Consider the following 22,055-nt stretch of genomic DNA (forward strand, 5'->3'; position numbering starts at 1 on the left):
TGTCTATATTTCATTCGGAACTGTACAAAAAAACAGACTATCACATACGTGAAGTCTGTTTCCCCATTCTTTTATTTTTGTACATCTGCCCATTTTAAACTTGTAGCTGGACCAAATTGATGTACATATAAATCTTTCACATATGGTTTTTGTAAGTAAGATAATCCGCGCTGGAATACCGGTGCAATTACTGCATCATCAAGTAGCATTTTTTCAGCATCTTGCATTGCTTTCCAGCGAGCCTTTTCATCATTACCTAATTCTGTTTTAATCTTCTTAATTAACGCATCATATTCTGGGTTTGCATATTCTGTATTATTAACACTGCTTCCAGAAAGAAATACTTCTAAATAAGTCATTGGATCTGGATAATCCGGTAACCAGCGTGATAACGACATTTCATATTCTTTCTTCTTCTCAAGTGCTAATTTTTGCGTATGTGGCTGTAATTTCACATTCACTTTTAAGCCTGGTAAGTTTTTCTCAAGCTGCTCTTTAATGTACTCTCCAACTTTTTTAAAGTTTTCTAAGTCATAATTTAATAGTTCTAACGTCACTTCATTTGTACCTGTCTCTTGTTTTGCTTTCTCCCAATATTCTTTCGCTTTTTTTACATCAGTTTTATTAAACTCACCTGCCGTACTTCTAAAATCTTTCTTATCTGGGCCCTTTAAGAATCCTTTTGGTACGTAATAGTTTGCTGCAACCGACCCATCATTTAAAAATGAATCTGCGAGTCCCTTCTTATCAAAAACTGTACTTAGCGCAAGACGTGCATTTTTATTTTTAAGAATCGGTACATTTTCATTAAATCGGAAGAAGTACATAACTGGATCTGTATATTGTTTTAGCTCTTTATTATTTTTATATTTATCTACGAATTCTGTAGAAATAACAGCTCTATCAACTTTATCTGTTTCATATAAATTTACCGCAGTTGAAATTTCTTTTACAATTTGATAGTTTACTTCATCTAACTTCACTTCTTTTTTATCCCAATACTTATCGTTTTTCTTCATTGTAAAGCTAGCTTCATGCTTCCACTCTGATAATGTAAACGGTCCATTATATACCGCTTTATTTGCTTCTAATCCATATTTATCACCTTGCTCTTTCGCATATTTTTCGTTAATTGGATAGAAGGATGGTAAAATTAATAATTTCGTAAAATACGGTACAGGATGTTCTAGCTCTACGACGAATGTTTTATCATCCTTCGCTTTTACTCCTAATTCATCTAGACCTAGTTGTTTTTTATTTATCTTCTCAGCATTTTTTACATCGTACGCAATGTATGCATATTGAGAAGCTGTATCTGGATTAATCAATTGCTTCCAAGCGTATACGTAATCATGGGCGGTTACTGGATCTCCGTTAGACCATTTCGCATCACGCAATTGGAATGTATATGTCTTTCCATCTTTACTCACTTCATATTTTTGTGCGCCTGCCTCAATTACTTCATCATTTTTCGATAGACGGAATAGTCCTTCCATTACGTTATTCAAAACGTTAAACGAGATTGCATCTGTGACTTTCACTGAGTTTAACGACGGAATTTCACCCGTTTCTAGTAACTGTAATACTTTCTTCTTATCTTTGGGCTTTGTTGCAGTTTTTTCTTTTGCGCAACCAACTAAAAATGAAGAAACTAATAGAGTACTAACTAATGAGTAACGAACAACTTTTTTCATTTAAAAACCCCCTCTATTTTTAAGGTAAGTAACGACGAGCACCAGCGTATTCTTCTATATATCCTGGTGTATTTAGCGGTATAATCTCTACCGATCTTTCAGCTCTTGGTGAGTGAATCATATTGCCATCACCAATATACATTGCGACGTGATGGACACTACCTTTCCCTTGATCATGTGCAAAGAAAATTAAATCTCCTTTTTGTAGATTTTCTTTATCAACTGCAACTCCTGCTCTTGATTGTGGTCCAGAATCTCGCGGAATTGTAATGCCGTGCGATTTATAGATCGTATGCGTGAAGCCAGAGCAATCAAATCCAAAACCACTTGTACCAGCCCATATATACGGTAAACCTAAAAACATTTTCCCTGTGTTTATTAAATCATCGGCCGCCGGGGTTGGAATATCATTTTGAGAACGGTAAACCGTTCCATCATTTTTTCGTAGCCAAGCTTTCTGACCATTTGGCAACAATACACGGTATGAAATTGTGTCTTCACTTAATAGCGGCAGTCTTGTATTATAACTGACTTCAAGTGATTTATGTTTTTCAGAAGGATTTATATATAAAATCGCTGTTGGCTTTGTTATTAACACAAAAGGTTCATTTGTTTTATCTGCAAATTCTTGATTATATGTTAATTGCTTTTCAGGCATCCAGCCCGGATAACCTTCTTCATTTCGTGGCGTTGGCTGTCCATGCACTAATACCTTCACCCATTCACCTTTCTTATCAATAACAGTTACTTCTTGACCGAGTAACGCTTGTGTTTCTAATTTATTTGCATTTGTTAACCATAGTTTCTCGTCAAGTGTCATTGATTTCGTCCATTTCCATAGATCCACTGGATTTGTTGCACTCGGTGTATCGATTGGCCTTAATGAATCAGGTACTGTCCATAACGTTGCAGCAGATACATCTATAAATGCTTTATTATCCTTCTTTTCTTCAGCATTTGCCGATGTAAACGATGAAAATATAAATAAAGTTGTTAAAAATGCAGTTCCTACTTTTTTCATATTTATCCCCCTTAAAAGATAGTTTACTAGTCTCTTCTCCTAAAACTTACTATTCACTGTCGATTGAAGGTTTATCTTTGATCCAGAATAAGTCATTCCTTCTGGCTCTTCCATTAACCAAAGCGGTGCATCAAGATCAAAATAATGAATATTAGGATGCGCTGCCGCTAAATGCGCAACAGCACTAACGGAAAGTGAAGACTCCATCATGCTGCCCACCATACACTTCACACCAGCTGTTTCTGCGATATCTGCAATACGCCATGCTTCACGTATGCCACCACATTTCATTAATTTAATATTAATGAAGTCTGCATATCTTCCTTGAACGAGCTTTAATGCGTCACTTGCTGAAAATATACTTTCATCGGCCATAATTGGCGTTTGCACACGATCTTTGACGTACTTTAACCCATCCCAATCTTTCGCGTGTACTGGTTGTTCAATAAATTCTATATTTAAATTACGATTTTCCATCTCTTGAATGATAGAGACCGCTTCTTTTGGACTCCAACCTTGATTCGCATCTAAACGTAATGTCGTATTTCTTGGTACCACATTTCGAATTGCCTCAATACGTTCCAAATCTAAATGCGCCTCTTTACCCACTTTAATCTTCAATGTTTGAAATCCTTTTTCTATATGTTTCTTCGCTTCTTTTGCCATTAATACAGGCTCATCTACACTCACTGTAATATCGGTATGAATTTCTTTCTTCCCGCCTAACAATGCATATAACGGCACATTTTGATATTGGCAATATACATCATATAAAGCGATATCTACCGCTGCTTTCGAACTTGAATTTCCAATACAACTCATTTGAATGCCCTGTAGTAACTGCTGAAACTGAATGATATTTTGACCAATTAAACATGAACGCATCGGTCCTAAAATCGCTTCTTCCATTCCGCTGGTGAAATCCCCCGTAATAACTGGCGTTGCGGCTGCAGCCCCCTTACCAATCACTCCTTCGTCTGTATGAATATAAACATCTATACTTTCAATTTCTGTTACAGTACGAAGTGCGGTTTTAAACGGTGTATGCAGTTTTACACGTCTACGATTTACTTTTACATCTGTAATTTTCATTTTGTTCATCCTTTCGTTCCCCAATGAAGTGAAATCTTAATCCACCGGAGATTTATACCCACGAATTATTAGGTAAACCCATTGGACATTTACTCTTCTATCACTCTACTTTGTTTTCGTTTACTTTTGATGTAGAACGATAATGTGAAATAAAAAAATCCAGCCATAAGAATGATTCTTACGGCTGGATTTTGTCTATGATTGAGTAGACAAAGCAGCAATCTGATTATATTTTTTCTGTGCATCTTTTAGCGCTACAAGTAACGCTTTTTGAGAAGAACCGAAATATCGGTTCTTTACTTCCATTACTAATGCCGGGTCATTTATATTTTTATGTAGAAATAAATATTTAACAAATTGAGATGTTAATGCAATTGTCGCTGAGCAGTCTGCATCTACAATTTCCCCTGTATCCTTAACAAGTACAAATGCTACGAAATAGCTTTTAAACTTTTCAGTAATGGGATTATTTTGAGGTGCTTTCGCATCCCCTACGATATAAATTGTATTTGAAGCGTACACAGCTATCTTCCTTTCGTATACGAGGATAACGGGTTTCTTAATAGTCGTATGAGCGAGGAACTCAACGTTGATTAAAAAATGTATCCACTTACCTTGTATTATAATATAATTGACAGAATTTTAACAACATTTATTTTAGTGCATATTCCATATCTATGAAAATAGCTTAAACTCTTCATTTTTACAATATGTGATTATTCCTTGTACCATTACATTCATACATAAAAAAACAGTTAGCGACGGCTAACTATTTTTTTCATTACTTGGGCATCACAAATATAGTTTCATTTGACTTAGAAAATTGATACTCTTTTCTCGCAAACTTCAAAATTTCTTCCTCATCGTCTGTTAAATTTTCTATGTTAGTCTTTAAAGAATCTTTATCTTTCTTTAAAGATACTAATTGTTCCTTTTGATCCGTAATCGTACCTTTCTTCTTATCAATTACTTCTTGTTGTTTCGTTAAAATATATTGAACGTACAGAGTAGTTGCTGCAATAAAAAGGACCATTAAAATAAGTCGCCTTAACTTCTTTTTATTTATCCTACGCTTGTCACTAGGTTGTGATAACTGCTCTGGTATATTAGGAACATTTACTCGTTTGAGTTTCCTCATTCAAATCCCCCTAACCCATATTTTTCACTACCATCGGCACGTTTTCTTACTAAACTAAATTCTATTCTTATAAAATAAACTCCTTCACAAAAATATCCCATAAATTAACCAATTAAAGATAGCATTCGACGACATTTCCATATTTACACCGATTTTTTTTATACATGCTGCTATAAAATAGTAGTTTCTGTAATTCTTTTTCTACTATTGTAGAAGAGTTTTTTCACACACAAAATTCCTTCCCTACATATCCATGTTATAACATGCTTACAAGGAGGGGAATATGCATTACCGCACATTAGGTAAAACTGGAATAACTGTTTCTGAAATAGGTTTTGGCGCATGGGCAATCGGTGGTGATGAATGGGGACCTGTTAACGATAAACAATCTATAACTGCTATAAAAAAAGCAATTGAGTGTGGTGTGAATTTTATTGATACTGCGGATGTGTATGGTTTAGGACATAGTGAAAAGTTGGTGGCTACCGCGATTAAAGGACATCGTAATGATATTATACTATCAACGAAAGGTGGTTTAATCGGACATCACTACGACCCTAATGGCGTTCCTGTATATGATACTCCTGAAAAAATCATCGCCGTATTTGAAACAAGTTTACAACGTCTTCAAACAGATTATATTGATCTTTATTTTTGTCATATTTGGTGGCATAATCGTAGAGAAACAGAAGCATTTCTACGTGCATTTGACATATTAAAACGTGATGGCAAAGTAAGAGCAGTCGGTGTTTCGACTCATGATTTACAATACATTCATCATTTCAATAACAACAACGAAATTGATATCGTACAACTTGATTACAATATATTAAATCGAAAACCAGAAAAAGATATATTACCATTCTTACAAGAGAAAAATCTAGGGGCTGTTATTCGTGGTCCATTAAAAATGGGCATTTTAACTGGAAAATTTACAAATAAAACAATTTTTCCAGATGGAGATTTACGCAAAGATTGGCCAAATGAAACTTGGTTTCAAGAAGACTTACAAACCGTAGAGAAACTTCGGTTGCTCTCAAAAAAAAATCAGACCCTAGGGCAACTTGCACTTCGCTATGTACTCTCTCATCCGGCAGTAAGTGTTGTAATTCCTGGTGCGAAATCAGGAACGCAAGCACAAGAAAATGCAAATGCATCTGTTCGCCCTATTTTGAGTGATGAAGAGCTTAACTATATTCATTCAATATAAAAAGCCCAATCCGGGCTTTTTAATTTGGCAAACTAATATCATACTCCATTCGCTTCGCTGTGTCCTCCGCAACATGCACACCTAACAAGTTTTTCACAATATGAAATGCCATATTAATTCCAGCTGAAATTCCGGCAGATGTTATAATATGTCCTTCATCTACAAACTTTACATTTTCTATAACTTCAACATTTTGAAACTCATTTTTAAACTTTTCAATACTAGCCCAATGTGTTGTTGCTTTTAACCCTTCCAGTAAACCTGCTTTCGCCAGTAATAACGCTCCTGTACAAACTGAAGTCATCAGCTTTACTTCTTTCATTTGTTGGCGAATCCATTTTATTACTATTTCATTTTTTATTTCATATTTTCTAGCACCTAGCCCACCCGGAATTATTAAAATATCCACTGGTGGTAAATTTTCAATACTATAATCTGGCTGTACCTTCAATCCATTCCTTGCTGTAATCATTTCTCCATTCTCGCTAACTGTATAAACAGTAAATGGTTTTTCTTCATTCACCTCAGTTACAGAAAAAACTTCAAATGGTCCTGCAAAATCTAACACTTCTACTTCATTAAATAAAAATATACCAACACTCCATTTATTCATCATAAGTTCACTTCCTGTTTCAAATGATGTAAAAGGTGATCATATCCTTTTTCTAATGCAATATCATACGCTGTTTTCCCATCATTTTTCTTTATCATCTTATTAGCTCCATTTTTAAGGAGTAGCATAATTATTTCTTCATTTCCTAATAATGCCGCTTCGTGAAGTCCTGTCCAGCCACCACTTTGCATAATATTTACATTTGATCCTTTTTCAATTAAGAAAGCAACAAGTTCACTTTGCTTGTTCGCGATTGCTGCTTGCAAAGGCGTATTTTCATTTTCGTTTTTCGCTCTACTATGTATATCTGCACCGCTTTCTAAAAGAAAACTCGCTATTTCTTTTTGTCCAAAATAAGCTGCTAAATGAAGTGGTGTCGCCTTTATAAACTTCACTACTTTTCCCTTATGACCACTTATAACAGCTTGTGCTATTGATTGTAAATGCTCCATAATAATCTCCCATCCTTCAAACTATTTAAGCATCTCCTTCTACATGTTCTATTAATTATTACATTTTCCTTTTAAAACCTTAAGTTTACATAATAATATTATATATCCCTTTTTGTGCTTAATGCTGAATAGCAATAATGTTAAAAATACTGCCTTTAAACAATGAAGACCATGATTTCATTAGAGTTACTGAAAAAGCAAGCAAAAAACTATACACATAGTTTTCATCATATTTGTTCAGTTGCATGAAATAAAACAGGTAATGTTTATTCTGCTATTTATGCTTTCAACATATCAAATAATATTATTCCAATAAAAAAACAATCCATTTTTAAAATGGATTGTTTTTTTTATTTCTGTTTTATGCGGTTTATTTTATTTTTGTATTTTCAATGATGGAATAATTACATTTACAAAAATGAAACGCTACTATCTTAGCCCCTCTTATAGTAAGTTTTTCGTTTGAAAACAAAAATACAATTTCACCTTACAATTGAAAAAACATACGTAAAAATTTCTAAAACAGCTGCCTTATCATACTAATCTATAGCAATTCTGTCTTCTTCCCTTACCTGTTTCCTTTAACACATACGATTTTAAAACTAGCGCCGTTAATGAATCTGTTAATGTTTTATATGATAAATTTGATAATGCCAATAGATCGTTTGTATATAACATTCTATGCTTCTCTAATAATAATAGTACTAATCGTTCAGACGGTTTTAATGCCTCGTCACTTTCTAGTATAAAGTCTATATTTTTCATTTCTCTAATTACTACTCCTTATAAAAAAATACTTTAGGTGCTAATTTAATATAAAAATAATACATAACAAAACTATAGATATATTAAAATAGCACCATCTAAAAACACTATTATACTATAACATAGAAGTAGTGTTTCCCCAAATAGGAAATGCTTTTTTATATCGCTGTAAGATTCTTGCAAACGTACATAATATTTTGTACCATTACCCGCCAAGTTTTCTTCTAATTTCGCTGCTCATCCTGATGTATTTGTAATCAATGAAGTTCTTCTAAATTTATAAACAAATAAAAAACGGTTCGTCTATCATGCCCTAAACATGAATGACAACCGTTTTCCAGCTTCTTCTTAATTAACATGTTCTATCTTAAATATTTCTTGCAATATGCGGCTTACTGTAATGACTTGTTCCACCGCCACCAACTACTACTTTACCGCCTTTTTCGAAAATTAATAATTTACTTGAACCATCTGCAAGAAGCACTATTACTTCAGCATTATTACTTGTTGCTACATAAATTACATAACCACTCTTTGATATACAAGTTTCCCAATTCGAATCAAATTCTGATCTTACTACACGATTTGAATACACTTGATTTTCAATTCTATCTTGTTCTACGTTTTCCAAATTGATTCCTCCCACTTCACTAAAATAGCATTTATAGGAAAATAACAGCCCTATATTAAATAGTAGCCGACTTTAACATAAATAGTATATGTAATTAGTAGGAGAATGCTTGGACAACGAAAACGAAATAGACTTCAAAAATTTCACAATTGAAACTTCTCTTTAATCATTTCCGCCACTTCTTTTGCACTCAAATACGTGTTATTAATTTTTATATACTCTTCTTTTTCAATTTCACCATGAAGAGAGTTTAATCTATGCTTTTTCATCGTTTCTTTCAAATTATTTTCAGACCACTCAATATCTCTTTTTTTCGGTTTATGTTCTAATCTATTCGGGCTTTTATTTCGTTCTAATCTTTCATCTAATTCCGCTTCCAGCTCTACAAAATACACTGTCCCACCTTTTGATTCAAAAATACTTTCTACATTATGTATATAATCCCAATCCGCTTGGAGGCCAAATGCCCATATATACGTAAAAATCATTCCAGATAAATCACTTTTAGATACTTCTTCAAATATTTCATTACGAAATAAACTTACTAGTCTTTTTGCTTCTTTCGTACTGTAATCAAAAATTGGACTTACTAAATCAATTGTCATGTGGTTATGAAAAAGTTTTAAACCGGTTAATGTTGCTAATTCTTGCCCCACTGTCATTTTTCCAACTGCTTGTGAGCCAAATATTAATATAAGTTTCATTTATTTCCCTCCAATCTTTCTCTATAAACCATTACATAAAATTAAAAATAAGGCAGCCGATTTTAAATCGATTGCCTTATTTTTTATTCATATTTTTAGTTCTATTCTTTTCGCATAGCTTCAAAAGTAATCATTTGATTTGCATTTGACGGTTCTTTTTCATAATCATATTCAGCAGAGCAAGTAATGTTAGAGAAACCTATACTTTCTAACAGAAGTTTAAACTCTTCTATTCCATACCAACGCAGTGCAAAGCGTTGTAGTTCTGTTTGTACTAACTGTCCTTTACTCCACTTTTCATATTTCAAATATGATACAGTAACTTGGTTCAGCCAATCTATTTCAATTAATTTATTTTCTAATGTGATTCCGTCTCCACTCGGCAAAGAGAAAGTCGATGTATGAATTTCCCCAGTCTTCCAGTCATGCGGAAGCATAATATCTACGATTAATCGTCCATCTAGATTAAGATGTTCATAAAAACATTTCAATGCATTTATAGAATCCACACGATTTTCAATTAAACAAAAAGATCCAGTAGGAATGATAATTGCGTCATATTTATACGGAAGTGAAAATTGTTGCAAGCTTCCTTCATATAAATTAGGATGTAAGCCTCTCTCTTTACAGCGCTTACGACAAGAATCTAGCATTTCAGGTGAATAATCTATCCCATCCACTTTAAAACCAGCCTCTAGAAGCGGAATGATGACACGCCCTGAACCTACTGCGGCTTCGAGGATTCTTCCTCTACAATCTTTTAAACGTTCTTTGTAATACTCAATATCACCATTTAAAGAATAACCGACTGGTTTTGTGTAATCATATAGTTCCGTACAAAGTGTACTATAAAAGCTAAACATTTATTTTCTCCTCCGTTTTTACGTACGGAAGATTTCAATTCAACTAATCTTCCTGTACCTCTAATTTTAATGAGATTTCGAAAGAGCTGACTGTCATAATATATCACTCACTTTCCATAGAATATAATGATATTGTATTACATAACCTTCCAATTTGAAATATAAAAATTAAAAATTCAGACTACAAATTAAAGAGCTTACTTTAGTAGGCTCTTCAGAAAAAGTATTTATTTCACAATCGGCAATGTCACTTCACTTAATTTCACTGTAAGTTTCGTGCCAGCTTTCGGTCTAATTGTATAATCATAATCACTTGCAATTAAAACAACTCCGATTTGATGCCCCGCTTTAAATACATAATCATCTGGCTGCATGTCCCATGTAAATGTATAATCTTTGCCCGGTTGAATCGCTGTTGAATTTTCTATACTCTTTAAGTTTTGTGGATCCATCCAGCCTCTCGTTACGATTTCCGGCTTCGCTCCTCCATAGTCAACAAGTAATGCTGTTAAATTTGATACAGATCGATCAATATTTCCTGTAATTGAAATCTTTGGTGTACCACTTATACGCGTATCTTTTTGCAGTACAGGCATTGTATATACTAATCGATTTGCTACTTCTAATTCTGGATTTGCTACTAATTGGTTTGATTTCATTTGTGCATCATCTAAGAATGAGAAAACTTTATTAGCCGATCCCATACTTAATGGTAAATTGACTGATTTATTACTTAAATACATACGGATTTTTGAAGGTACAGCTGATGGATCTGGCCAATTTTTTATCTTTTGCCACGTTTTATTTTCTCTTTGCACATCAACCATTGGTTCATCCATAATTCCATTTTCAATTCCGTACAACCAATAATCTAACCATTTATTTTGTGTTTGCTGCCAGTTATTACTTGATGTCCCACCATGACCACCTTGGTGTAGCCACATTTTACGCGGAACATTATTTTCTCCAAGTGCTTCCCACCATTGCGCGAACTGTTTTGTTTTAACATTCCAATCGTTTAAACCATGAACAACAAATACACTCGCTTTTACATTTTTAGCATCTTTTACATAGTTACGTTTATCCCAAAAATCATTATAATTACCTGTTTTTCGGTCTTGTCCAGCCGTTAACTCTTTTATAACTTGTCCGCAAACTTCAGGGTTTTCCCTTGTCAGTACTGCTTCTGCCATATTATCTGTATCTTCCCCTTGATATCCGCCTGGAGCAATGACTGCACCATTTGCACGATAATAATCATACCAACTACTAATTGCTGCGATTGGAATAATTGTTTTTAAACCTTCAACTCCAGTAGTCGCAACAGCATTTGGTAATGTACCATTATAGGAAACTCCAGTCATACCTACATTTCCTGTAGACCAATTTGCCTGAACTTCCTCACCCTGTTCTGTAAATGCTTTCGCGCGACCGTTTACCCAATCAATAACAGATTTTGTCCCGAGTATCTCTTGTTCATCTCCAGTTGTAGGGCATCCATCTGATTTTCCAGTACCAATACTTTCACCTAGAATAACTGCATAACCTCTTGGCACGTAATAGTTCCCATACGAACCAAGATTAACCGCTCCATACGGTTTTCCTTCATACGCATACAATTCTTCATCTACATTATATACAGGAACATCTTTTAATCCAGATCGATATGGACTCATTTCATAAATAACAGGAACTTTCACATTCGGATCTGTCTTTGGACGCATAACTTTTATCGATACTCTGTCTTTCTTACCGTCTCGATCACTATCAACTTCTGTCTCTACATATAAATTTTCGATAATAGCTTCATCGAGAGAATAAATCGGTTTTGTCATCCCATTTTCTAATTCAATTTTCGTACTTTTAGTCTCTTCCTTCTTCTCTGCATGCACATCCATAGTAAAGCTAGGTATAATTGTTGCAGATAGCATTGCTGACAGTGTAATTGCCATTTTCTTTTTACTCAAAATGTTCCCTCCCCTTATTCGTTCTCTTTTACTATATAACAAAATAACTGAAAATTCAGTTTTATTTTATATAAAAGTTGAGAAACTCAAAGATTTCTTATTAAGTAAAATTTAATGCAGGTATGAAAGTATTTTCCCACTTCCTCCTTCTTTATAAAGTGAAACTTTAATCAGCCCTCACCAATTGGGCGTTTACGATCAGCAGGGCCACTTCTTTGCTTTCGCTGAATTTTGAGGTGGGGTCTTACTGCCCGGCCAATAGCGGGATAAATAGAGAAAAAGACAACCGATATTTCTATCGCTTGCCTTACATTCCATTTATTATTTTTCTAACTCTTTAAAGGTATCTTTCAAGTCTTTATCAGATACCTTTATATCTGCATTTTTAAGCAGTTCTCTAGTAACTTGTTGATGGAATTGAGGATCTTGTATACGTTGCTGTTCTAATTCTTTACGAATATTCTCTTTCTCTTCCTCATACGGTTTAAGCTCTTTTTTATCCGTTAGCTTAATAATATGATATCCGAAAGAAGATTTAACAGGTTCACTCAATTGACCAACTTCTAACTTATACGCAGCATCCTCAAATTCTTTCACCATCATACCAGGTCCAAATTCAGATAGTTCCCCACCTTTTTCTTTAGAACCTGGATCCTCTGAATATTGTTTAGCCAATGCCGCGAAATCTTCGCCACTATTTAATTTTTCTTTAATTTCTTTTGCTGTCTTTTCATCTTTTACTAAAATATGGCTAACTTGAAGCTTTGGCTTATAATGATCTTTAATATCTTTTTCCGTTACGGTTGCTTTAATGGCTTTTTCAAAAGCAAAAGTAAGCTTTAATTTCTCTTTCAACTGATCTTCATTTTTCACACCATTGGATTCCATATATGTATTAAAATTATCGCCCATCTTGTCTTTTAATTCTTTTAGTTGTTTCGTTACCTCTTCATCCGTAACTTTATATTTATCATTTAATACTTTTTCTACTACCATTTCAGATAAATTCTGTTTACCGTAGTTTTCTTTTAATTTTTTGTTAAAATCACTTTCTGAAATGCTTCCTGATTTTGTCGTTACAATATTATCTGATGAACCACATGCAGATAAAGATAACGTCATACCCATTAAAATGCTACCAATTACTAATTTCTTTCTTTTCAAATCTGAATACCTCACTTCATTAAATTCAAATATAACCATTTAAATATAACGTTTTCCTGTGAACTTCACGTGAATTTAATGCAAGTAGAACATTTGCTAATTCTCCATTTAATACATCACTTTTGAAAATTATGGTGATTCATCCTGTATCGCTAATCTCTAAAGCTGCAAAAAGGACTAATATTTTCATTAGTCCTTTTTCACATTTATATAAAATTGAATTTCTCCATCTATAGAGGAAACTCCATATTCAAAACCATGCCTTTCTAAAATACTTTTCACTATCGCTAAACCTAATCCTGTACCTGATTTTTCTTTACTACGAGAAGATTCTAGTACATAAAAAGGCTCCCAAATTTTCTCGATATCCTTAATTTTATCCGTAGGAATGCCATTTTTTATTTGGAAATATATACTTTTATTTCTATCTTCTAATGTAATTATTATGTTTTGATTTGCTGTATATTTTATCGCATTAGAAATTAAATTTTGAAACACCATTCTCATTTTATTTAAATCTGCATAAACGATTGTATCGCCCGCATTACAATTTACTTGCAAGTTAATTTCTTTCGAATCCAGTTCAATCTGGTGCTTATCTAATATACTCTGGACCAGTGGTTCAATGGGGAATTCTTCTTTTTGTAAAATATCTCTTTCTAGTTTAGAAAATCGTAATAGTTCTTCAATTAAGTTTGATATTTGATCTGTTTGTTTAATAATTGTATCTACATAAGTCCCATCATCTAATCCATCTTTAATCCCCATAGAGTATGCTTTTACTAATGCGATCGGTGTCTTTAATTCATGCGTTACATCACCCATAAATCGTTTTAAATGTTCATTACGATCAGTTAAATCTTGATGTGCTTCATGTAGTTTTTCGCTCATGATATTAATACTATTGGCCAACTCTCCTATTTCATCATTCGTTTTCACTTTCGTTCTTTTAAACTGTAAATGTGAAATATCCTGAGCTACATCACTTAGCTCTTTCAGTGGCGTCGTTATTATTTTTGAAAGTATCCACACAAGTAAAATAATAAGAAGCAGCGAGAAACATACGATGTATAAGTAAAATGTATTTAACGTATTTATAATTTCATTTGAATTCGCAATGGAAGTACCAATTAAAATTATCGTATCATCTTTCGCAATATATTTAGCAAAAAAACTCGCTTTTACCTTTCCTTGATCGTACAGTTTATTCGATTGCCCTTCCGTTTTCACTTTCATGACTTCGTCTTTCGTAATCCAAAGCTTATTTAACGTTACTTTCTTTTTCGTAAGTTGCATGCGTAACGCGTCGTTCATAGCATCTTCTGACTGATTAATTGGCGTATACGCAATTGTAACGTTATTTTCACTTTCAATTATATGGATAACATCTTCTAAGTCATTGACTGGCGCATTTTGTATTTGAGTTGTAAATTCATTTAAGTTCTCACGTGTTTTATAAATATTATATTTCGGCAGGAGATAGTTAATTAACAATAAAGAAATTGTAAATATAAGAATAACGGTTAAAGAAATGCTGAGAAATAGCTTTTTCCCAAGTTTATTCACTTTGTTCCTCCAAACTATAACCCAGCCCACGATGCGTCTTAATAATATTTTCTCCAATTTTTTTACGCAGCCTTCTTACATGTGTATCAACCGTTCTCTCTTCTCCAAAATAGTCAAATCCCCATACAATGTCTAACAATTTTTTACGAGTTAAAATAGTTCCTTTATGATTTAAAAAGCATTTTATTAATTCGAGCTCTGTTTTTGTAATTTCTAACTCTATATCATTTTTATATACTTTATTTTTGGCGAAATTTATCTTTACATCTTGTACTTGAATAATATCATCATGCTGAATAAGTTTTTTCGCTCGTGTAATTAGTACTCCTGGATGAAATGGTTTTTTTACGTACTCATCTGCCCCACTTTGAAGCGCTGCTAATTCATCTTCACTTTCACTTTTCGCCGTAAGCATTAATACTTTTACGCTTGAATTCTTTTTTATTTCCTGACAGACAGTAATACCACTATGTTTCGGCATCATCCAATCCAAAATAGCTAAATCAATTTTTTCATCATAAAATATTTGAAGTGCTTCCTCTCCGTCTTTCGCTAATAATACTTCAAAGCCTTCTTTTTCAAAATAAGCTTTTAAAATCCTTAACATATCTTGTTCGTCATCTGCAATTAAAACTTTCATATTTTTTCCTCCATTGCTTTTAAACAAAAACCAATTGTATCATACAACATCTTTGTTACATGAATGTGACAGAAAAATATTTAAAGCTTTTGAGGGGATAGTAATGGTGAGGTGTTGTACTATGATAAAAAAAATCGGGGTCATTTCTCTTCTTCTATTTCTATTATCAACAAATGCGTTCGCAAATACAAATCAACAAATTGAAGTATTTGATTGTCAAAAAGAAATGGTCATTCAAAAACAATCTTTAGATCCAGTAATCCAAAAAGAAGCAGTTCAATACGCTAAATCAATTACTGGTCCATTTAAAAACTTAAATGTCGTTCCAAAAGATGGCTATATGATAAAAATCCCTTTATCTAAGCCGGTTTCTATTACTAATCAATGGTTACACACTACAATAGACGAAGTACTTATACTACTCCCACTAAAAGATAAGCCTTATATTATGCTTTATGATGATGAAAATAATCCGCATTTTTATTATGTAAAAGGTAAACCAGGATTATTATTGAAACAAATGAAGGTTAAAACGTAATTGACTGAAAAGGAGTCACCTTATAAGCTAAATTTTAAAAGCTAAGGTGCTCTTTTTTATAATAACAATTTGGTAAATGAAATTATAAAAGTTGTTTCTAATATAAGGATCGCACCTTCATATATATCAGCGATTTTTTAAGATATATCGATTTATCAACGAAAATACCTTTCCGTAGCTATTGTTTGGATAGCAAACTCTATAATAGTTTGTAGTGACTCGATCCCTTATATAATCCCCCTTTTACAAATCCATTTGAAGTATAAAACACATCCCCTTGCTTCGTGTCAGCATGTAAAACAATCACTTCAAAATACTTTTCCGCATGACATAATAGTTGATTTAATAATAAATTCCCTAACCCTATACGCCGATAATCCTTGGAAATATAAAATCTCCTCAACCGCCCAATCTTATTGTCTTTTGTGTACGGATCTTTATTTAAACCTCCAACTCCGATTAACATATCCCCTTGGAAAATACCATATAAACATTCTCCAGTTTTATTGAATACATTTACTTTGTTTTTATATTCATTTATTAGTCTTATAAGGAAATTAAACCATTCTTCTTCACTGTCTTGAACGAGATGACTGAATTCATATTCCATTAAATCTTCTATTTGTTGAATATGTATATCTTTCAAGTCCAATCCCCCTAAGTACGAAAACACATAAAAATGCTCGAGAATCATTTATTCTGAGCATTTTTATGGTTGTTACTTTATTTAATTCATAGTATGCATATACTTCACTTGATATGTAAATCGATAATATAGTTGTTTAAGTCTTATTGAACTAAAGCACCTGTTTGCTTAAATAAATACATTTATATTTATAATGTCTCTCAAATATAATATCAGTTTATAAATTCACCATTCTTCTCTAGCAGGTATAAGTTAAATTATAATTTGTTAATTGATATGCTTGTGTAACCACTGTTCAAATATCTTTAACTGTTCTTCAGTATGAAAGTAATGTTCACCCGTCTCCATAACTTCTAATTCACAACGATGTTTTTTTGTAAAATAGTTAATAGTTTCAAATTCGCACAGTTCATCCTTGGCTCCGTACATAATATATGTATCTGTATTCCATGTACTAATAGGATGCTCTTTTACATAGCATAAATAATCCCAATATAACTTTTGACCAATAGGTGTCTCTATAGTCATTTCTTTTTGCAAAAGCTCCGGTGTTACATTAAACCATTTCATCATATTTTCAATAATTCGTTCCATATTAACTACTGGTGATAAAAATAATGCCTTTTCTAGCACATCATTTTGATAAGCTAAAAGACTAAAATACGCCCCCATACTACATGCAAACACGTTTATTTCTTTCCAATGATCTTTTGCGTAGTTCATAATTATAGATAACTCATTAACACAAAACTGTACTTTGCAAGGAGTGTTATCATTTTTTCTTTCTCCATGCTCAGGTAAATCAAAGCTTAATACTTGATAACCTTTTCGATTGGCTTCTTCAGCTAATATTTGAATAACTGCATCTTCCTTATTTGACATATTTCCATGTACTGCAATAAAAACTTTTTCACTCTTCTCTCCCCACAAAACCGCAGGAATATTACTAATTTTAAAATTATTTTTAAGCATATTCCCCTCCATAAAATAAGACATATAGGACTCGAAAAAAATGCACACACTTTATTTATCTCTGTACAGCAGGCAGTATCCGCTTTAACTTTATTAAATCATCTATTACTATATCAGCGTGAGCAAGTTCCGCTTCTTGCGCAAAATCAAAATTGCACCCAATTGCAAGTAAACCGTTGTCTTTCGCTGCATTTATATCAGATAGCCGGTCACCAACTACCGCTGCCTCTTTTATATCATATTTGTTCATAATACTTTTAACTAAGTCACCTTTATTTAGCGATTGTATTTGTTCAATACTAAACGTTTCAGTCACCCACTTGTCTAAAGCATAATAAGTTACGATTGCTCTTAAATATTCTTTCAAACCATTACTAGCAATGTAAATTGAACAATTATTTTCTTTTATATATGTAAATATTTCTTTTACATTTGGATATAAAGCGCCTTTTCCGCTTTTTATGTTTTCAATTAGTCTATCTAAAAAATATGCATCTGTTTGTTCTCTTATTTCAATAGAATGGTCCGGTAATAAAGCTTCCCAAACTTTCGGTAGCGGCACACCCATAATTTCACGGTATTTTTCAATCGGTGTTACCGTATCCCATAATTGAAGTGATCTTAAGTAATCAAAAGTATCATCTAACGATAATTCTAAAATTTTATCTGTTTGAAATAATGTTCCATCCATATCAAAAATTAATGCTTGTAACATTCCTATCTCTCCTTTTGGACTATAGTTTTACCAGATATATTTTTAAGCATCTCAATAATAATTTCTGAACAATAATTCGCAGCAGTTTTCGCGAAGTCATCATAAGAAACTTGAGCTTCATCATCTGCGCTGTCAGAAATACATCGTATAACAAGAAACGGTATATCATTTATGTAGGCGACATGTCCAATTGCTGCCCCTTCCATTTCTGTACAATGAGGTGCATATTCATCTATTAATTTTGCCTTTAACTTTGAGTCTTCAACAAAACATTCACCACTTACAATTCTTCCTTCGTGAGCTTGAATATTTGAACTATTACTGTTACATGCTTTACGTGCTAACTCTATCAATTCCTTACTTGCAATAAACTCCTCTTGAAACGGGAATAATTTTTTCATTTGATTTTTACTTACATCATGATGGGTAACATTCGTTGAAATAACTAAATCGCCAACTTTTACATCTGGATGTAATCCACCAGCAACGCCCGTATTGATGATAAAGTCTACATTAAATTTATGAATTAATGTTTGCACACATGCAGCAGCATTTACTTTCCCTACACCAGAACGTGTAATAATTACTTCTGTTCCCATGAATTCTCCAATATAAAATGGCATTCCCGCAATTGTCTGTTCTTCTTGTATTACTAGCTTTTTTAAAAGTAAATCTATTTCAATTTGCATTGCTCCGATAATGCCGATTCTGTTCATGTATGTAGTCCCCTTTATTAATTAATCCCTTTAATCCTCTCAGACATAACCGATAATAAAAATTTCGGAAGTACAAGTTGTCGCTTTAATCTTTTCGGCTGTGAGAGTAGCCTATACAGCCATTCAGTTCCAGTATCCCTCATTATTTTTGGTGCTCTTTTTACAGTACCAGATATTATATCAATCATGCCTCCGATACCAATAGATAGCGGGACGTTTAATGTTTGTATGTTTTCATAGATGAACTCTTCTTGTTTTGGTGAACCTAGTCCTACGAGTAGTAAATGTGGCTTGAACTGCTTAATTTTCATTTTTATTTCTTCTATTTCTTCACCATTTACAAATCCATGCTGTCCTTTAAAATGTGCTCCTGGAAACTGCTCATTTAATTTTTTAATGCCTTTTTATTACTTTCTGGCGCAGCTCCAAACAGAAAGACACGATATTCATTGTCGTTACAATATTTTATTAAATCGTGAGTTAAATCCGCAGATAGTAACATCTTTTTAAACTGTTTTGATTTTTCCGTATTTTCCTTTGCAGACATAACAATTTCAGGATTGGCAGTTACTACAAACCTTGGTTTCTCTTGTTGTTCATGTAGCCAACCTTTTAATAAACTTATAGCTTTTGCATATTCTAAAGTTGAAAAAGGTATACCTTTTATAAACTGCTGATCCACTATACTCTCCCCTTACATAAACTGCAAATATTCATCAATGTCTTTAGAAATTTGAATAAAAGCTTTATTCCAAAATTCATAATTTCTTATATCTATTTCAAAATGTTTTTTCATAAGCTCATCTACTGGAGCCTTTCCTGTTTCTCGTAAAAACTCTTTATATTTCGAATGAAAAGTACTTTTACCTTCTTGAACTATTTCTAATAAACTAAAACTTACTAAATATCCAAATGTGTATGGATAATTGTAAAAAGGAACATCTGCTATATAAAATTGAATATATTTCATCCATACAAACGGCTGGTATTCACTTAAAGCATTTCCATAAGCTTCTTTTTGTGCAATTATAGATAATTTCTCAATTTCATCAGCACTTAAAGAACCCTCTTTACATTTTTCATAAATACAGTTTGTGAAATGCCATTCGCATGAAAAGATTGTGTTAAAATCTCTCTATCTTCTATTTCATCACTCTTTGCATTACGCAATCTCCCTATTTGATTTAATACAGTAGCAAAGATTTCTTTTTCCTTATGTAAAGTACTTGTAAGTAACTCGAATACTTCTAATCTTTCCTTTTCATTATCACTATTCATTGCAATAGTATTTGCTTGTCCAAAGGATAATTGTTTATTATTGTGCTCTATTTCGATCCTATCCCGTAATTGTATGTACATATTTTCCCACGCACTAAGTTCATTTTTTATAAACTTAGTATTATCTGAAGTTCCCACTTCATTATGTTTTATTACTTGCTGTAATTCATTTTTTAGTTCCTTCACTTTCACGGTCAATTTAGTAAGGTCAGGTGGTACACTTTCTTCAACTGATCTACAGTACAAATAGTATTCTGCTTTTTCAATAGCTTGTATAAGCTTTGAAAGAACCTCTACATCTTTTGTTACAAAATATTGCTCTTTCAACTCCAAAATTTGAAATAGAATATCCTCATTCGAATACAAGCGATTTAAATCCCATCTAGCAATTTCATGCATTTTTATAGCCGCCTCCTATTTTTACAAATAGTTACAGATATTTCTTCCTACACAATTATATATGAAATGGAAAAATTTTGATATCTTCAAATATTTAAATTCCTATAAATACATTCTTATTTATACTCTTTTCTTCTACCATTAAGTATCATTCCACATATAAAAAATACTCCCTCTACAAGAGAGCAATTGATATAGGAAAACTTCAAAGATTTTATCTTCACCAATACCATATCGACCGGTAATCACAGATTAAAGAAAAAAGGACTGATCAAATGATCAATCCTTTACTCTACTTCATTTAAGAAAAATAACGTTATAACGCCAGGTCCTGTATGTGCACCGATTGCTGCACCAATTGTATTTACGATAAATACTTCACAGCCGAATCTTTCCGTAATTAATGATTTTAATGCTTCAGCTGTTTCTATGTCATCACCATGAGTTATACCGATTGTTTGACCTTTAAGGTCTTTACCACGCTCTTCCATAATATCAACAATTCGGCTTAATACTTTCTTTTTCCCTCTTACCTTTTCAAGTGGTACAAGTTTTCCTTCTTCCACGTTTAAGATAGGCTTAATGTTTAGTAAACCACCGATAAAACCAGCTACTTTACTTAAACGTCCACCTCTAACAAGGTACTGTAAATCAGCTACAGTGAAGATGTGCTCCATATGGTTCATTAGAAAAGCGACACGGTTTAAAATATCTTCTTTTGATGCGCCGTCTTTTGCCATTTTAGCAGCTTCTAAAACGACAAGACCTTGACCAAGCGAAGCACATTTCGTATCAATAATTTCTAAATCTAAATCTGCATATGTTTCTTTTACTTCCTCTTTAATGACAACTGATGATTGATATGTACCAGACAGTTCAGATGAAAAAGCTAAATATATACAAGGATTACCTTCTTTTGCATAAGAAACAAATTTTTCTTGGAAAGTTTCAAGTGAAGGCAATGACGTTCTATAAACAGCGCCTTCTCTCATTTTTTGCAATAATGTAACTGACTCTAATGTTACTCCATCTAAATACTCTGTTTCTGCTTCATCATATACACGGAGTGGAATTAAATCAATATCATATGCTTGCAGCAATTCTACTGGTAAATCCGCCGCACTATCCGTAATGATTTTAACACTCATTTTTAAACCTCTATTCTGTTATAAATATAAAATAATAAAATAAAAATAGTACTTTTAAATTATATACGTAAAACTTAAATGAAGAAAGGAAAACACTTTATATTGTATGCACTATTCTTCAAA

22 protein-coding genes and 2 pseudogenes are annotated in these 22,055 nt (G+C 32.8%); 2 read left to right on the top strand and 22 right to left on the bottom strand.

What is annotated here, in order from left to right:
- Positions 1-71 precede the first annotated feature (71 nt).
- The 5 genes from BAQ53_RS13390 to BAQ53_RS13410 form a co-directional block, all read right to left on the bottom strand.
- The gene (locus tag BAQ53_RS13390; protein WP_061884277.1) at positions 72-1,694 is read right to left on the bottom strand and encodes a peptide ABC transporter substrate-binding protein; all 1,623 of its coding nucleotides are present in this window, start codon (positions 1,692-1,694) and stop codon (positions 72-74) included.
- A gap of 19 nt (positions 1,695-1,713) precedes the next feature.
- Positions 1,714-2,715 carry a C40 family peptidase gene (locus BAQ53_RS13395; RefSeq protein WP_000755429.1) on the bottom strand — a complete coding sequence of 334 codons (1,002 nt, stop codon included), beginning with the start codon at positions 2,713-2,715 and terminating at the stop codon, positions 1,714-1,716.
- Positions 2,716-2,754: 39 nt separating this feature from the next.
- Positions 2,755-3,816: a dipeptide epimerase gene (locus BAQ53_RS13400; protein WP_001038461.1), complete on the bottom strand. Its 1,062-nt coding sequence runs from the start codon at positions 3,814-3,816 to the stop codon at positions 2,755-2,757.
- A gap of 186 nt (positions 3,817-4,002) precedes the next feature.
- Positions 4,003-4,329: a DUF3870 domain-containing protein gene (locus tag BAQ53_RS13405; protein ID WP_000271314.1), complete on the bottom strand. Its 327-nt coding sequence runs from the start codon at positions 4,327-4,329 to the stop codon at positions 4,003-4,005.
- 259 nt (positions 4,330-4,588) lie between these two features.
- Positions 4,589-4,945 (bottom strand): FtsB family cell division protein, encoded by a 357-nt coding sequence (locus BAQ53_RS13410; RefSeq protein WP_001228728.1) that lies wholly within the window; start codon positions 4,943-4,945, stop codon positions 4,589-4,591.
- A gap of 283 nt (positions 4,946-5,228) precedes the next feature.
- Between BAQ53_RS13410 and BAQ53_RS13415 the strand changes: the two genes are divergently transcribed.
- On the top strand, positions 5,229-6,155 hold the full coding sequence (locus tag BAQ53_RS13415) for an aldo/keto reductase (protein ID WP_208905419.1): 927 nt from the start codon (positions 5,229-5,231) through the stop codon (positions 6,153-6,155).
- Positions 6,156-6,174: 19 nt separating this feature from the next.
- Here the strand turns inward: BAQ53_RS13415 and BAQ53_RS13420 are convergent, their stop codons facing one another.
- From BAQ53_RS13420 to BAQ53_RS13465, 10 genes are all read right to left on the bottom strand, one after another.
- A complete protein-coding gene (locus tag BAQ53_RS13420) occupies positions 6,175-6,771 on the bottom strand; it encodes a DJ-1/PfpI family protein (RefSeq protein WP_000981426.1) in 597 nt (198 codons plus the stop codon).
- Complete coding sequence (locus BAQ53_RS13425) at positions 6,768-7,220, bottom strand: ankyrin repeat domain-containing protein (RefSeq protein ID WP_208905421.1); 453 nt, start codon at positions 7,218-7,220, stop codon at positions 6,768-6,770. Before BAQ53_RS13425 ends, BAQ53_RS13420 begins: the two co-directional genes overlap by 4 nt.
- Positions 7,221-7,754: 534 nt before the next feature.
- The gene (locus tag BAQ53_RS13430; protein ID WP_000789031.1) at positions 7,755-7,985 is read right to left on the bottom strand and encodes a hypothetical protein; all 231 of its coding nucleotides are present in this window, start codon (positions 7,983-7,985) and stop codon (positions 7,755-7,757) included.
- 367 nt (positions 7,986-8,352) lie between these two features.
- Complete coding sequence (locus BAQ53_RS13435) at positions 8,353-8,616, bottom strand: hypothetical protein (protein WP_000432429.1); 264 nt, start codon at positions 8,614-8,616, stop codon at positions 8,353-8,355.
- Between the two features lie 143 nt (positions 8,617-8,759).
- Positions 8,760-9,320 (bottom strand): AAA family ATPase, encoded by a 561-nt coding sequence (locus tag BAQ53_RS13440; protein ID WP_208905423.1) that lies wholly within the window; start codon positions 9,318-9,320, stop codon positions 8,760-8,762.
- 101 nt (positions 9,321-9,421) lie between these two features.
- Positions 9,422-10,183, bottom strand: a complete 762-nt coding sequence (locus BAQ53_RS13445; protein ID WP_208905425.1) for a class I SAM-dependent methyltransferase — start codon at positions 10,181-10,183, stop codon at positions 9,422-9,424.
- Positions 10,184-10,410: 227 nt separating this feature from the next.
- A complete protein-coding gene (locus tag BAQ53_RS13450; RefSeq protein WP_089148746.1) occupies positions 10,411-12,150 on the bottom strand; it encodes a Xaa-Pro dipeptidyl-peptidase in 1,740 nt (579 codons plus the stop codon).
- 321 nt (positions 12,151-12,471) lie between these two features.
- Complete coding sequence (locus BAQ53_RS13455) at positions 12,472-13,314, bottom strand: peptidylprolyl isomerase PrsA (RefSeq protein ID WP_002103226.1); 843 nt, start codon at positions 13,312-13,314, stop codon at positions 12,472-12,474.
- Positions 13,315-13,503: 189 nt separating this feature from the next.
- Positions 13,504-14,880, bottom strand: a complete 1,377-nt coding sequence (locus BAQ53_RS13460; protein WP_001037265.1) for a sensor histidine kinase — start codon at positions 14,878-14,880, stop codon at positions 13,504-13,506.
- The gene (locus tag BAQ53_RS13465; RefSeq protein ID WP_000865979.1) at positions 14,873-15,520 is read right to left on the bottom strand and encodes a response regulator transcription factor; all 648 of its coding nucleotides are present in this window, start codon (positions 15,518-15,520) and stop codon (positions 14,873-14,875) included. Before BAQ53_RS13465 ends, BAQ53_RS13460 begins: the two co-directional genes overlap by 8 nt.
- Positions 15,521-15,641: 121 nt before the next feature.
- Here BAQ53_RS13465 and BAQ53_RS13470 point away from each other — a divergent pair, with 121 nt between their 5' ends.
- Complete coding sequence (locus tag BAQ53_RS13470; RefSeq protein WP_000591768.1) at positions 15,642-16,058, top strand: hypothetical protein; 417 nt, start codon at positions 15,642-15,644, stop codon at positions 16,056-16,058.
- 199 nt (positions 16,059-16,257) lie between these two features.
- Here BAQ53_RS13470 and BAQ53_RS13475 read toward each other — a convergent pair whose 3' ends face one another.
- The 7 genes and pseudogenes from BAQ53_RS13475 to BAQ53_RS13505 form a co-directional block, all read right to left on the bottom strand.
- Positions 16,258-16,752: a GNAT family N-acetyltransferase gene (locus BAQ53_RS13475; RefSeq protein WP_208905427.1), complete on the bottom strand. Its 495-nt coding sequence runs from the start codon at positions 16,750-16,752 to the stop codon at positions 16,258-16,260.
- A 219-nt stretch (positions 16,753-16,971) separates the two neighbouring features.
- Positions 16,972-17,676 (bottom strand): alpha/beta hydrolase, encoded by a 705-nt coding sequence (locus tag BAQ53_RS13480; protein ID WP_061884280.1) that lies wholly within the window; start codon positions 17,674-17,676, stop codon positions 16,972-16,974.
- Between the two features lie 55 nt (positions 17,677-17,731).
- Positions 17,732-18,391, bottom strand: coding sequence for an HAD family hydrolase (locus tag BAQ53_RS13485; protein WP_208905429.1), 660 nt, complete (start codon positions 18,389-18,391; stop codon positions 17,732-17,734).
- Positions 18,392-18,393: 2 nt separating this feature from the next.
- Entirely contained in the window at positions 18,394-19,107 is a 714-nt protein-coding gene (locus BAQ53_RS13490) for a 5'-methylthioadenosine/adenosylhomocysteine nucleosidase (protein WP_061884282.1), read from the bottom strand.
- Positions 19,108-19,124: 17 nt separating this feature from the next.
- A pseudogene (locus tag BAQ53_RS13495) lies at positions 19,125-19,789 on the bottom strand (WecB/TagA/CpsF family glycosyltransferase).
- Positions 19,790-19,801: 12 nt separating this feature from the next.
- A pseudogene (locus BAQ53_RS13500) lies at positions 19,802-20,784 on the bottom strand (hypothetical protein).
- Between the two features lie 287 nt (positions 20,785-21,071).
- On the bottom strand, positions 21,072-21,932 hold the full coding sequence (locus tag BAQ53_RS13505) for a DegV family protein (protein WP_000111644.1): 861 nt from the start codon (positions 21,930-21,932) through the stop codon (positions 21,072-21,074).
- Between the last annotated feature and the right edge of the window lie 123 nt (positions 21,933-22,055).

This window comes from Bacillus sp. B25(2016b), assembly GCF_001679765.1.
Classification (GTDB): domain Bacteria; phylum Bacillota; class Bacilli; order Bacillales; family Bacillaceae_G; genus Bacillus_A; species Bacillus_A thuringiensis_K.